The following is a 15,474-nucleotide window of genomic DNA, read 5'->3' on the forward strand; positions in this document are numbered from 1 at the left end:
AAATGGTTTGAATTCGACTGCATAGCGTAAGCGAGGTTGTGCCAGGCTCGACGCCCCTTCAGGCAAAGCCGCGAGCAGTAAGAAAGCTTGGATGTTAACCAGTTTAGATGGATGACCATCTGGACGGCTATTTTAGGTTACTCACTGAGCGAATTACCAGCCCTTTTTCTGTTTCCGCATTTTACGCAACAGCTGAACTGGAAAATTTTCCTGACACGGATCACCGTATTGATCTGGGTATCGGCCGCTCTGGCAAAAGCTTTTGCAATTTTATGCGTCAGGCTGTATAAATCGCCGCTGCTGTCGACCACAGCCCAAAAGGATGACGCCGCCGTGCGTCGCGCCCGTCAGATATGTGTGTATCTGGCTTTCACCCAGGCCGTTTCCCGCATGTTTTCCCCATGCGTTGGAGGTGATAAAAGTAATGAACCACCCTTTCTCTTTTTACGGTTCACTGCGCTCAACGTGCGCGCTGGCAATCCTTTCCATTTCCACTTCTGTTTTTCACTCCAGTCGAAGTTTTGTTCGTTGCGGTAATTATCCCGACACGAGCGCCGGCTAACTTGTTCCCACAATCTTGGTGATTTTTTTCACGCTCGGGTGATGATGGCACTGCCAGGCTATTTCTGGCACGGTTGCACGCATCCCGGCCTGGTGTTTTACACTTAACGTCAGCAGCTCTTGAGGATAAGCAGGCAGAATGGGGCAATTTTATCCCGGCGTAATAACGACAAAACCCGGCAACTTTTTCATATTTCAACGGAAAATTGAGGTTCGTGATGTCTGACGACATGAAGAATATCAAGGGTTCGTCAGCTGGCGAACAGGGTGTACTCCGCTCCATGCAGGAGGTGGCGATGAATGATCAGGAAGCGAGCCGAATGCTGCGCACCTACAATATTGCCTGGTGGGGCAATAACTATTACGACGTCAACGAATTGGGCCACATCAGCGTGTGCCCGGATCCGGACATGCCGGAAGTTCGTGTCGACCTCGCCAAACTGGTGAAAGAGCGTGAAGCTGATGGTCAGCGCCTGCCCGCGCTGTTTTGCTTCCCACAGATTTTGCAGCACCGTCTGCGTTCGATTAACGGTGCCTTCAAACGTGCCCGCGAATCCTACGGGTATAAAGGTGACTACTTCCTGGTGTATCCCATCAAGGTAAACCAGCACAAACGTGTGATTGAGTCGCTGGTCAACTCCGGCGAACCGCTGGGGCTGGAAGCTGGTTCCAAGGCGGAACTGATGGCGGTACTGGCGCATGCGGGTAAAACCCGAACCGTTATCGTCTGTAACGGCTACAAAGACCGCGAATACATACGTCTGGCGTTGATTGGTGAGAAACTCGGTCACAAGGTGTATCTGGTGATCGAGAAGATGACTGAGGTACGCATGGTGCTGGAAGAGGCAGAACGGCTGAATGTCGTGCCTCGCCTAGGTATTCGTGCCCGTCTGGCATCGCAAGGCTCCGGTAAATGGCAGTCGAGCGGCGGTGAGAAATCCAAATTTGGTCTGGCGGCGTCGCAGGTGTTGCAGTTGGTGGAGATCATGCGTAAAGCGGGTCGTATCGATAGCCTGCAATTGCTGCATTTCCACCTCGGTTCGCAGATGGCGAATATTCGCGATATCGCTACCGGGGTGCGTGAGTCAGCCCGCTTCTATGTAGAGCTGGCGAAGCTTGGCGTTAACATCAAATGTTTTGACGTCGGCGGCGGTCTGGGCGTCGATTATGAAGGAACACGTTCACAGTCCGATTGCTCGGTTAACTACGGCCTGAATGAATACGCTAACAACGTGATTTGGGCGATTGGTGATGCCTGTGATGAACACGGCCTTGAACATCCTACGGTGATTACCGAATCGGGTCGTGCGGTAACCGCACATCACACCGTACTGGTGTCCAATATTATTGGTGTTGAGCGCAACGAATTTAGCAACCCGGAAGCGCCGGATGTAGATGCGCCACGCCCAATCCAGAGCATGTGGGATACCTGGCAGGAGATGCACGAACCGAACGTGCGTCGCTCGCTGCGTGAGTGGTTGCACGACAGCCAGATGGATCTGTTTGACATCCATACCGGTTACTCGTCCGGCACTTATGATCTGCGTCAGCGCGCCTGGGCGGAACAGCTTTACCTCAGCATCTGTCATTACATCCAGCAGCACCTTGATCCGAGCAACCGTGCTCATCGCCCGATTATCGATGAGTTGCAGGAGCGTATGGCTGACAAGATTTACGTCAACTTCTCGCTGTTCCAGTCGATGCCGGATGCCTGGGGTATCGATCAACTCTTCCCGGTGTTACCGCTGGAAGGGTTGAACAAAATGCCGCAACGTCGTGCGGTGCTACTCGACATCACCTGCGATTCAGATGGCACTATCGATCACTATGTGGATGGCGACGGCATTGCCACCACCATGCCGATGCCGGAATACGATATCGACAACCCGCCGATGCTGGGCTTCTTTATGGTGGGCGCGTATCAGGAAATTCTCGGCAACATGCATAACCTGTTTGGCGATACCGAAGCGGTTGACGTGTTTGCTTTCCAGGATGGCAGCGTGGAAGTTCAGCTTTCAGATGAAGGCGATACAGTGGCAGATATGCTGGAATATGTGCAGCTCAACCCGGCAGAACTGATGACGCTGTTCCGTAATCAGGTGAAGCAAACCGATATAGACGAAGATCTGCGTGCGCAGTTCCTGGAAGAATTTGAGAGCGGCTTGTACGGTTATACCTATCTTGAAGACGAATAATTAATCGTCTCTTCACCGGGCCACGTTCGTGGCCCGGTCCATTTATTTCTACGCTATTTTTTCACTCCTGTCTTTTTTATTAAAATTGCGATCGTGATCACCGTGGTAATTTCTCTTGTCATTTAAAGAAGGAATGGCACAGACACAACGTCGCTATCTTATTCATTTATTTGAAAAAGCGAAGCCGCAATCCATTACATACGGGAAACACCCATTAATTTAGTAAGGTCATTTGGCCTTATAAAGCAGGTTTTCTGTTATGTTATATTTTTTATGCATAATTAAAATTTGATCATTGGTGGTGAAATAATAACTGTTATTAACTAAATGTTTTTCGACGCTTTTTGGAAAAAATCTTCTCATACCGATTCTGTAACTTTGACAAAAGAAATCCAAAAATCAACCATTCATGTGTTATTTTTAAATTAAAATCAAATAGTTAATATGATTGCATTTCTGTCAAGGTGGGAGAAAACATTATTTTTTCCAGGAATTGTCTGAAACGGTTGTCATAATTTCACCGGCTGCAAGATGAAAATCAATACGCCATTCCTATCAAAATGTGCGAATGTCTTGGCTTAACCTATTTCTCAAACTGTAAGTTATACGTTAACCTTCAGTTAAGGTGTTAAGTTTTACCAATGTTTTCCTTGTGTTTAACATGAGAAATTCTGACATTTAAGGTGCGTCAGATCGTGGCAAAAGGGCGCGTTGATGAGCAATCCGCAACAATACACTTTTATACTGGAACCTGTTTACGGATTATCCGGCAACCTTTTTGCCTGGGAATTACTGACGCGCTTTGTGGACGATGCTGATATTAAGCATGTGAGGAATCCGGCAAGAGAAGCGGGTTTTTTCAGCCACTTACCCGTGGAGCAGAAATGGCAACTATTCCTGCGACAAATAGATCAACTGGAGCGACTCTATCAAAAGGGATTCCGGCAGATCATTAGTGTGAACATTAACAGGGATATTGTTTCCAGCATTTTTTCTGATGAAAAAACTCAACAAAGACTGGCACTGTTGCCTTTCTTTCGCTTTGAAATATCCGCATTTTTCATCGCCCGCTTTACTCGTGCAGATCTATTAATTTTAAAGGGGTTGGCAAAAATTGCGCCCTTATGGCTGGATGACTTTGGTCCGGGATATTCCAGCCTCACTATGATGAGTAGCGGAATATTTGAGTGTGTCAAGATTGATAAAGCGTTTTTTTGGCAGCATGGCGAAAGCCATATATTTGATCTGTTGTTAGGCCATCTCAACGATTTATGCAGTGGCGTGATTATTGAGGGTGTTGAGAATCAACGTCATATCGAGATTCTGGCGCATAAAGCGATATACGGTATGCAGGGTTATCATTGGGATGGCGTATATCTTGATGATTTTATTAATAAATCATGGGGCGCCACCAGCACCTCCGATCCATGCGGAAAACACCTGTGCCAAAAAAAGAATTTAAGGAGTTTCATGTAGTTCACGCAGTGCCAATAGATAAAAACGATATTTTCCCCGTTGTTATTTTAAGAAATAAAACGTCCCCATTACCAGGATGGCGGCTTAACAAGGCTCAGTACGATTTCATCATCAGCATGTATGAGGTCGTCAAAGAGAAAGAGTGAATATCCAACGTTTATTCACTGGTGAGACCGGGATCTGCGGATTTCGGGCGTTTTTATGGATTCTAATAACCTCGGTGGAATATAGAGAAAATGAATAATATCTCAGTAACGCCTAAAGGAGGCACGATCGCCTCGCTGACTAACGGAAGCGAAGTGACGTTAACCACTCCGAGTTTGGTTAAACTCAATCTGAATCAATCAGATATTAAATCTTACACACGCAATGGTAATGACCTCGTTATTACAACGAAGTCGGGTGAACATCTTGTTATTCATAATTTTTATGGGCCGAATGGCGAAAGTGACCTTGTGCTACAGGATGACAAGGGCGCTTTATGGTGGGTGGAGAATCCTGGTGGTGATGGCTTCCAGTATGTTTCTATCGACAGTACCGATGGCCTGTTAGCAGCAAATACCACCCATGATAACGCCATTGCCGCCTTTGGTATGGGAGGTGCACTGCTGGCGGGGCTTGGTGCGATGTTTGCGGGAACCACAGGCAGTGGTGGTTCCGAAGGGGGTAGCAATAATGCTGGCGGCGGTGATAACGGCGGTGGCGGCACCAATCCCGGCGGTGGTGGCACTAATCCCGGTGGTGGTGGTACCAATCCCGGCGGTGGCGGCGATACCACCGCACCCGGCACGGCCAGTAACCTTGTTCTGACCGATAATGCCGGCGCTATTCAGGGAGCGATTACCAGTGGCACCAACACCGATGACAATACGCCGACCTTAAGCGGAACGGCTGAAGCGGGCAGCATCGTCAGCATTTACGACGGGTCGACCTTGCTGGGCACCGTGGTGGTCGGCGCAGATGGCAGCTGGAGCTTCACCACGCCAACGCTGGCGGATGGATCTCACAGTATTACCACAACCGTTACCGATGCTGCGGGCAATACCAGCGCCGCATCTGATCCTATCAACTTCGTTGTCGATACCGTGGCACCGGTAGCTGCCAGCGCTTTGGTGGTGACAGACGATGTCGGGGGGAGTCAGGGGCCACTGACTTCCGGCGCGACCACAGATGACAACACACCCACCTTAAGCGGCCAGGCTGAAGCCAATAGCATCATCAAAATCTATGATGGTCAGACGCTGTTGGGCAGTGCCGTGGCAGATGCGAACGGTAGCTGGAGCTTTACCACCCCGGCGCTGAGCAACGGTAGCCATAGCCTCACCGTTACCGTGACGGATGCGGCGGGGAATGTCAGCCCGGCAACCCCGGCGTTTGATGTCAACATTGCGGCAGGCTTCCCACCAGCCACCACGTCATTGCAGGTGACGGATGACAGCGGCAACACCCTGGTACAGTTGCTTGATGGATCCAGCACGCGTGACACCACCCCGGTACTGACGGGGCTGGCAACGGCAAACGCCCTTATTACCCTGTATGACGGAAATACCTTGTTGGGTAGCGTCGTGGCTGGCACGGATGGGCAATGGGTGTTTACCCCAGGCACGCTGGCCGATGGAACACATACCTTTCATGCCACCATCACAGATGCTAACGGCAATGTGACTGACTCCAACACTATTCATATCATTATTGATACGGTGGCCCCGGAAGCGGCCGGTGATTTGCAACTCGGTAACAACGAAGGCAGCACCGTGATACCGGTACCTGCGGGGGGATCAACCAATGACACCACCCCGGTGTTGACGGGTACGGCTGAACCGGGCAGTACCGTCACCATTTCTGATGGCACCACCGTGCTCGGTACGGTGGTTGTCGGCAATGATGGCAACTGGAGTTTCACCACCCCGGCGTTGGGTGAGGGGCAACACAGCCTGACCACCACCGTGAGCGACCCGGCGGGGAACACCAGCCCGGCATCCGATCCCATCAATTTTATCGTCGATACTACGCCACCAGCGGCGGCTAGCGGCCTGACGGTAACTGACAACGTGGGCGACAGTCAGGGGCCGATCACCTCGGGTGTCTCCACCGATGACAACACGCCGACTCTGAGCGGTCAGGCTGAGCCCAATAGCGTGATCAGTGTGTATGACGGCACGACGTTGCTGGGGCAAACCACCACCGACGTGAATGGCAACTGGAGCTTTACTACTCCGGCGCTGACCAATGGTAGCCACAGCCTGACGGTGACAGTGACCGATAGCGCAGGTAATGTCAGCCCTGCCACACCTGCGTTCGATGCAGTCGTTGCGGCAGATTTGCCTCCGGCGACCAGTTCATTGCAGGTCACCGATGACAGCGGCAATACCCTGGTACAACTGGCCAATGGTGCCAACACTCAGGACAGCACGCCGGTGTTAAGCGGTCTGGCTGGTGCGAATACCCTGATCACCCTGTATGACGGCACAACTTTGTTAGGCAGCGTGGTGGCAGGCAGCAACGGGCAATGGAGCTTTACCCCGACCACGCTGGATGATGGTCCACATTCGTTCCATGCCACCATCACGGATGTTAACAGCAACGTCACTGACTCCATCACCATCAATATCGTCATTGATACCCAGGCACCGGCGGCGGCCGGTGATTTGCAGCTCGGCGACAATAACGGCAGTGCTGTCGTTCCGATTGCGGCGGGTGGTGCCACCAACGACAGTTCTCCGCAATTGAGCGGCACGGCTGAACCCGGCAGCACCGTCACTATTTCCGACGGTAACACGGTGCTTGGCACGGCAACAGTCGGCAGCGATGGCAGTTGGAGCTTCACGACTCCAGTGCTGAGTGATGGCAACCACAGTCTGACCACCACGGTGAGCGATGCGGCGGGCAACACCAGCCCGGCGTCCGATCCCATCAGTTTTACCGTTGATACCGTACCGCCTGCGGCAGCCAGCGGCCTGACGGTGACCGATGATGTGGGCGACAGTCAGGGACCCCTTACGTCGGGTGGATTCAGTGATGACAGCACGCCAACCCTGAGTGGTCAGGCCGAGGCGAATACCGTCGTCAGCGTTTACGATGGCGATACGTTATTGGGTACTGTCACCGTGGGCAGTGACGGCAACTGGAGCTTCACACCGGACGCGTTAACCAACGGCAATCACAGCCTGACCGTTACGGTGACCGATGCGGCCGGTAATGTTAGTCCGACAACCACGCCGTTCAACGTGACCATCAATGCCGATCTGCCAGCGGCAACCAGCTCTCTCCAGGTAACGGATGATAGCGGCAACACCCTGGTGCAGTTGGCTGATGGCGATTTTACCCATGACAGCACGCCGGTGCTGAGTGGCCTGGCGGGTGCAGGCAACCTGATCACCCTGTATGACGGCACCACCGTACTGGGCAGCGTCACTGCTGACAGTAATGGTCAGTGGGTCTTCACGCCTGGCACGCTGGTTGATGGATCGCATGCCTTCCAGGCCACCATCACGGATATCAACGGCAACATTACCAATTCTGACACCATCACCATCACCATCGACACGGTGGCGACAGGTGCCGCGGGCGGATTGCAGCTCAGTAATGACGAAAGCGGTACTCCGGTGCCGATCGAACCGGGTAGCGCAACCAATGACAACACCCCGGTACTGAGTGGCAGTGCGGAACCCGGCAGCATCGTGACCATCCAGGACGGTGACAATTTGCTGGGCACGGCCACAGTGGATAACGACGGTAACTGGAGCTTCACGCTACCCACATTGACGGAAGGTGAGCATAGCCTGACCACCACCGTGACCGACCAGGCGGGTAACACCAGCGAACCCACCGATCCGTTTGTGTTCACCGTAGATACCACGCCGCCAGCGGTTGCTGACAACCTGCAACTGAGCAATGACACGAGCGGCACAGCAGTACCGATCACGTCGGGTGCGACTAATGACACGACGCCGGTACTTAGCGGTACCGCCGAACCCGGCAGCACTGTCACCATTTCTGACGGCGATACTGTGCTGGGTACCGCGATCACCGATAGCGACGGTAACTGGAGCTACACCACCCCTGCACTGGATGAGGGCGATCATAGCCTGACCACCACGGTGACCGATACGGCGGGCAATACCGGCCTGGCTTCCAGCCCTATCGCCGTCACGGTAGACACCACCGCACCAGAAGCGGCGAGCGGCCTGCAACTCAGTAATGACCTGAGCGGGACACCGGTACCTGTTGCGGACGGCGGCGTCACCAACGACACCACACCGGTGTTAACGGGAACAGCGGAGCCGGGCAGCACCGTGACCATTTCCGATGGCGACACCGTGCTGGGGACCGCCACCGTTGGCAGTAATGGCAACTGGAGCTTTACACCTGGCCCACTGGGCGAAGGCGATCACAGCCTGACGGCAACGGTGACCGATGCGGCAGGGAATACCGGTCCGGCTTCAGATCCGGTCACTGTCACCATTGACACCACCGCGCCAGCCATTGCGGGTGATGTTCAACTCAGTAATAACAATGGTGGCACACCGGTGCCAGTTGCTGCTGGTGGGGCGACGAATGATACCACCCCGGTACTGAGTGGAACCGCCGATCCGGGCAGCATCATTACCGTTTCTGACGGTAACGATGTGCTGGGCACCACCACGGTGGATAACGACGGTAACTGGAGTTTTATTACCCCCGCTCTGGGTGAGGGTGATCATAGTCTGACGGCGACCGTGACCGATCCGGCAGGCAACACCAGCCCGCCTTCTGCGGCCATTGATTTCACCGTTGACACCACCGCACCTGATGTAGCGACGGGCTTGCAACTCAGCAGCGATGTCACCGGGACATCGGTCCCCGTCACTGCCGGCACCACCAACGATACCACGCCGATATTGAGTGGTACGGCGGAGCCAGGAAGCACGGTGACGGTGTCTGATGGCACTAACGTGCTGGGAACGGCGACCGTAGATGGCAATGGTAACTGGAGCTTTACCACCCCTGCGCTGGATGAAGGTGATCATAGCCTGACAGCGACGGTGACCGACCCCGCGGGTAATACCAGCGATGCTTCGGACCCGCTTGCGATCACCATCGATACCACCGCACCCGATCCCGTAGATGGTGTGCAACTCAGCAATGATTCAAGTGGTACGTCTGTGCCGGTAGCTGCGGGTGGTGCGACTAACGACACCACGCCGGTATTAAGCGGCACGGCAGAGCCAGGCAGTACCGTTACCGTGTCAGATGGTGACACAGTGCTGGGAACCACCACGGTTGACGGTGATGGTAACTGGAGCTTCACCACCCCTGTGCTGGCAGAAGGCGATCACAGTCTGACGGCCACCGTCACCGATCCGGCAGGAAACACCAGTACAGCCTCTGATCCGCTGGCGTTCTCAGTGGATACCCAACCACCGGTTGCGGCCAGTGGTCTGCAACTCAGTAATGATTCCGGTGGTACCTCCGTACCGATTGCAGCAGGGAGCAGTACCAGTGATACCACGCCGGTATTAAGTGGCACGGCGGAGCCGGGTAGCACGGTCACGGTGTCCGATGGCACTAACGTGCTGGGAACGGCGACCGTAGATGGCGACGGAAACTGGAGCTTTACCACCCCTGCGTTGGATGAAGGTGATCATAGCCTGACAGCCATCGTGACCGATCCGGCAGGCAATGCCAGCCCAGCATCCGATCCGATCGCGGTCACCATTGATACGACTGCCCCGGCGGCAGCCGATAACTTACAACTCAGTAGCGATACCAGTGGCACGCTGGTGCCGATTACCACGGGTGCGACCAACGATACCACGCCGATATTGAGTGGTACGGCGGAGCCGGGTAGTACCGTGACAGTTTCTGATGGCGCTAACGTGTTGGGAACCGCGACTGTAGATGGTGACGGTAACTGGAGCTTTACCTCTCCGGCACTGGATGAAGGTGATCACAGCCTGACGACGACCGTAACCGATGCGGCCGGCAATACTGGCGATGCCTCCGATCCTATCCTTGTCACTGTGGATACCACCGCGCCCGATCCGGTAACCAATCTGACGGCAGAAAATGACAATGGCGATACGCTTAACGGTCTGACCGGTGACAGCACGCCAACCTTGAGCGGTACGGCAGAAGCGGGCAGCATCATCACCATTTACGACAATATGGCGGTGATCGGTTCGGTACAGGCGGATGCAACCACCGGTAGCTGGAACTTCACGCCGCAAACCCTGACCGATGGCGATCACAATCTGATGGTCACGGAGACCGATCTGGCCGGAAATGTGAGCGCGCCGAGTAATATGGTGGCGTTGACCGTTGATACCACGGCACCAGACGCCGCCGACTTTGTTCTCAACAACAATAATGGCAGCACCGACGTCCCAATCACCAACGGGGGGCTGACTAACGACAACTCACCGGAACTGAGCGGTACGGCAGAGGCGAATAGCCTGATCACCATTTACGATGGCACCGATGTGATTGGCAGTGTGACCACCGATGGCAGTGGTAACTGGAGTTTCATTACCACGCCGTTACTGGATGGCAGCCATGCGTTGAGTATCACGGTGACCGATGCCGCAGGTAACATCGGCCCATCCTCCTCTGTGGTGAATTTCGATATCGATACCGCTGCACCGGATGCTGTGACTGATCTGGTGGTCAACAACAACGAAGGCAGTACGCTGGTGCCGATCACTGAGGGTAATCTCACCAATGATGCGACACCGGAGCTGACCGGTACGGCGGAGGCGGGCAGCATCGTCAATGTCTACGATGGCACGACGTTGTTGGGCTCAACATCCGTTGGTGCGGACGGCACATGGAGCTATATCACCCCAGAACTGGACCAGGGCGCACATAGCCTGAGCGTCACGGTCAGCGACGCTGCCGGAAACACCAGTGCTAACTCTGACACCATAGATTTCACCGTGGACAGCGAAGCGCCCGATCCGGCGGATAATCTGCAACTCACCAATGACGCGACCGATACACCGATTGCGGCAGGCGGAGCGACTAACGACAACACCCCGGTGTTGAGTGGCACGGCTGAAGCCAACAGCATTGTGACGGTTTCAGATGGCAGCAATGTGCTGGGGACCGCCCTGACCGATATCGATGGCAACTGGACGTTCACCACGCCAACGCTGACAGACGGCGATCACAGCCTGACCGTGACGGTCACCGACACGGCAGGTAATGTCAGCACCGCGTCCGATCCGCTGGCGGTAACCATTGATACGCAGCCTCCAGTGGCTGCCAGCAACCTGCAACTCAGTTCTGATGCCAGCGGTTCGTTGGTACCGATCACGTCGGGGGCGACCAACGATACGACTCCGGTGTTGAGCGGTACCGCTGAACCGGGCAGCACGGTCACGGTGGCGGAAGGCAGTAACGTGCTGGGGACGGCGACGGTCGATGGCGATGGCAACTGGAGTTTCACTTCACCGGTATTGAGTGAAGGCGCGCACAGTCTGACCACCACCGTCACCGATGCTGCCGGAAACACCGGACCTGCCTCACCGGCAGTCGCCATCACCATCGATACCGCAGCCCCGGATCCCGTGGCCGATTTGGTGGTCAACAATAACGAAGGCAGTACCCTCGTTCCGATTGCTGATGGTGGCTTCACGAATGACCCTACTCCGGAACTCACCGGTAGCTCTGATGCGGGCAACATCATTAATGTCTATGACGGCACGACGTTGCTTGGCTCAACGGTGGTCGGCACCGATGGAACCTGGACCTTTACCACTGGTGCACTGGATCAAGGCGAACACAATCTCAGTGTCACCGTCACTGACCCGGCGGGTAACACCAGCGCAAACTCTGCTGTTATCGGCTTCACCATTGACAGCGAAGCACCTGACGCAGCGGATAATCTCCTGCTGACCAATGACCAGACCGATACCGAGATTGCCGCTGGCGGCGCGACTAACGACAACACCCCGGTGTTGAGCGGTACCGCAGAAGCGAACAGTATCGTGACGGTTTCGGATGGCAGCAACGTGCTGGGAACCGCGCTGGTGGATGCCGATGGCAACTGGAGCTTCACCACCCCAACGCTGACCGATGGTGAGCATAGTCTGACCGTCACCGTGACGGACAGCGCTGGAAACGTCAGTGATGTGAGCGATCCGCTGACGGTGACCGTTGATACTGTTGTCCCGACCATCGCCGAACTTACCCTGAGCAACGATATTGGTGGCGGTTCTGTGGCGATCCCGGATGGCGGGTTAACCAATGACAACACCCCGGTTCTCAGTGGTTCAGGTGAAGAAGGGGATATCATCACCATCTCCGATGAGAACGGCGTGCTTGGCTCGCTGGTAGTTGATAACACGGGAACCTGGAGTTACACCACCAGCGTATTGGCTGATGGTTCTCATACCCTGAGCGTGACCGCGACAGATGCCGCCGGCAACGTCAGTGCACCTGCGACCATCAGCGTACAGGTCGATGCAACCGCGCCAGACGTGGCAACCGGTATCACGCTCAGTAATGATAACGGTACCACGGCGGTGGGTATTCCGAACAACGGCACGACCAATGACAGCACACCGCTGCTGTCAGGAAGTGCTGAGGCAGGTAGTGTCGTCACCATCAGTGACGGCAGCACCGTCATTGGCAGTGCAACTGTCGATAACAACGGTCAGTGGAGCTTCAGTGTACCGACGCTAACCGGAACATCGCACAGCCTGAGTGTCACCGTCACCGATGCGGCTGGCAACACCAGTGACGCGTCAACGCCCATCAACTTCACGCTGGACACCAGTGCGCCAATTGCCACCAGTATTGTGGTCAGCAATGACGACGGAACAACGCCTGTTCCACTGGCTGATGGCGACACCACCAATGACAACACACCGTTGCTGACGGGGACGGCGGAAGAGAACAGCATTATCACCATCTATGATGGCAGCGTAGTGATTGGTTCAACCACCGCAGATGCGGATGGCAACTGGAGCTTCAGTACACCAACCCTGATTGATGGCTCGCATACCCTGAGCGCCACCGTCACCGATGTGAACGGCAACGTCAGCACTGCCTCTACCACCTTTACGGTAGCGGTAGATGCCACTGCACCGGAACCGGTTGGCGATCTGGTACTGCAAAATAACGACAGCACGCCGTCCGTGGTGATTCCTGATGGCGGTGCCACCAACGATAACACCCCTGAGCTGGTGGGTACCGCTGAACCGGACAGCATTATCTCGGTTTATGACGGAACAACGTTGCTGGGTACCACCACGACAGACGGTGATGGTAACTGGAACTACACCACGCCAACCCTCTCGAACGCCACGCATACGTTGAATGTTACCGTCACTGACGAGGCAGGAAACGTGAGTTCGACCACCTCGGTCACCGTGACGGTCAATACGGTAACTCCTGATCCGGTTACCAACTTTGCTATCTACGACAACGACGGTACTACGCCGTTCGTGGTCGCTAATGGCGGTTCGACCAACGACGAGACGCCGGTATTGCGTGGTAATGCCACCGCAGGCACCACGGTGAATATCTATCAGGATGATGTGTTAATTGGCAGCACGACGGTAGGGGATAACGGTGCATGGCGCTTTGAAACCAGCGCGTTAACTGATGGTCCCTATACCTTTAATGTCTCGGTAACTGATGCGGCGGGTAACACCAGTGCCTTGTCGGCTGACTACACCGTTACTATCGACACCGTTGCACCGGATGCCATAAACGATTTTGTGGTGACGGATGATGCCGGTGGACAGACCGGTGAGCTGGCAAACGGTGATACCACCGATGACAGCACCCCGACGCTGAGCGGCAGTGCAACGACTGGCGATGTGATTTCGATCTACGATGGCAATACGTTGTTGGGCACCGTCACCGCAACCGCAGGGGCATGGAGCTTTACGCCAGCGGCATTGAGTAATGGTTCCCATAGCTTCACGGTCACCGTGACTGATCCGGCAGGAAACGTCAGCGCGGCGTCCTCACCTGCTTTTGACGTTACCATCAACGCCGGAATGCCGCCGGCCACCAGTACCCTGGAGATCACCGACGATAGCGGTAGCACCCTGGTGTCGTTGTCTGATGGTGCGGATACCAAAGACAGCACGCCTGTGCTGAGCGGTCTGGCTGCCGAGGATGATGTGATCACCATCCACGATGGCGCGACGGTGCTGGGTTCTGTTCTGGTTGACGCCAGTGGACAGTGGACCTTTACCCCTAGTCCGGCGTTAGCCGATGGTGACCATGCACTTTTCATCACAACGGTGGATGGTCTTGGCAATCCAGGTGCAACGTCGAGCACCATCAATATCACCGTCGATACCACGGCACCTGATGCAGTGGATGATCTGGTGGTCAGTAAGGACACCGGTGGTACGGTGGTGGAGATTGCCGACGGTTCCTCAACCAACGACAGCACGCCATTGCTGACTGGCACGTCTGAAGCCAATGCGGTGATCACCATTTATGATGGTGCCAATGTGGTGGGATCGACCACGGCAAATGCGTCGGGCGTCTGGAGTTATAACACGCCGACCCTGAGCAACGGTTCCCACACGCTGAGTGTCACGGCGACCGATGCGGCCGGTAATACCAGCGCCAACTCGGCGGCAGTGACCTTTACGGTTGATACGCACGCACCGGATGTCGCGACGCTGGTGGTGACCAACGACACCACTAACACCGTGATTGCTAACGGCGCATCCACCAACGACAGCACACCAACCCTCAGCGGTACGGCGGAAGCGAACAGCACCATCACTATCTATGACGGCAGCACGGTGCTGGGAACGGCCATCACCACTGCGGGCGGCACCTGGAGCTTCACTACCGCAACACTGCCGGAAGGTAGCCATGTATTTACCGTCAGGGCAACGGATGCGGCAGGTAACGTCAGTGTGGCATCCAGCTCGGCAACCGTGGTGATTGATGTCACGGCTCCGGCGGCAGTAACGCTGGCGGCCAGTAACAACAACGGCAGCACGCCGGTGGCGATTGCCAATAACGGCACCACCAACGACAACACCCCGGCGCTCAGCGGTACGGCGGAGGCGGGTGCGAAGGTCAGCATCTACGACGGCGCGACCCTGCTGGGTACGGTGACGGCAGGCAGCAACGGGGCGTGGAGCTTCACCACCAGCACCCTGGCCGATGGTCCGCATACCCTGAACGTCACGGCGACCGATGCGGCGGGCAACGTCAGCCCGAACGCTTCCGTCACCCTGACGGTGGATACGGCGGCCCCGGCGGCGTCAACGCTGACCATCAC

At 55.3% G+C, this 15,474-nt stretch carries 4 protein-coding genes; all 4 read left to right on the forward strand.

Features of this window, described 5'->3' with window-relative positions; all coding sequences use genetic code 11:
• Nucleotides 1-111: 111 nt before the first annotated feature.
• Nucleotides 112-537, forward strand: coding sequence for a hypothetical protein (locus L579_RS21255; RefSeq protein WP_036627831.1), 426 nt, complete (start codon nucleotides 112-114; stop codon nucleotides 535-537).
• A gap of 242 nt (nucleotides 538-779) precedes the next feature.
• Nucleotides 780-2,756, forward strand: coding sequence for a biosynthetic arginine decarboxylase (gene speA, locus L579_RS21260; protein ID WP_071783608.1), 1,977 nt, complete (start codon nucleotides 780-782; stop codon nucleotides 2,754-2,756).
• Between the two features lie 714 nt (nucleotides 2,757-3,470).
• The gene (locus L579_RS21265) at nucleotides 3,471-4,232 is read left to right on the forward strand and encodes an EAL domain-containing protein (protein WP_036627833.1); all 762 of its coding nucleotides are present in this window, start codon (nucleotides 3,471-3,473) and stop codon (nucleotides 4,230-4,232) included.
• Between the two features lie 236 nt (nucleotides 4,233-4,468).
• Nucleotides 4,469-15,474 (forward strand): Ig-like domain-containing protein (locus L579_RS21275; RefSeq protein ID WP_051337996.1); only part of this gene is annotated, 11,006 nt, incomplete at its 3' end.

This window comes from Pantoea sp. AS-PWVM4, from assembly GCF_000468095.1.
In the GTDB taxonomy this organism is placed as follows: domain Bacteria; phylum Pseudomonadota; class Gammaproteobacteria; order Enterobacterales; family Enterobacteriaceae; genus Pantoea; species Pantoea phytobeneficialis.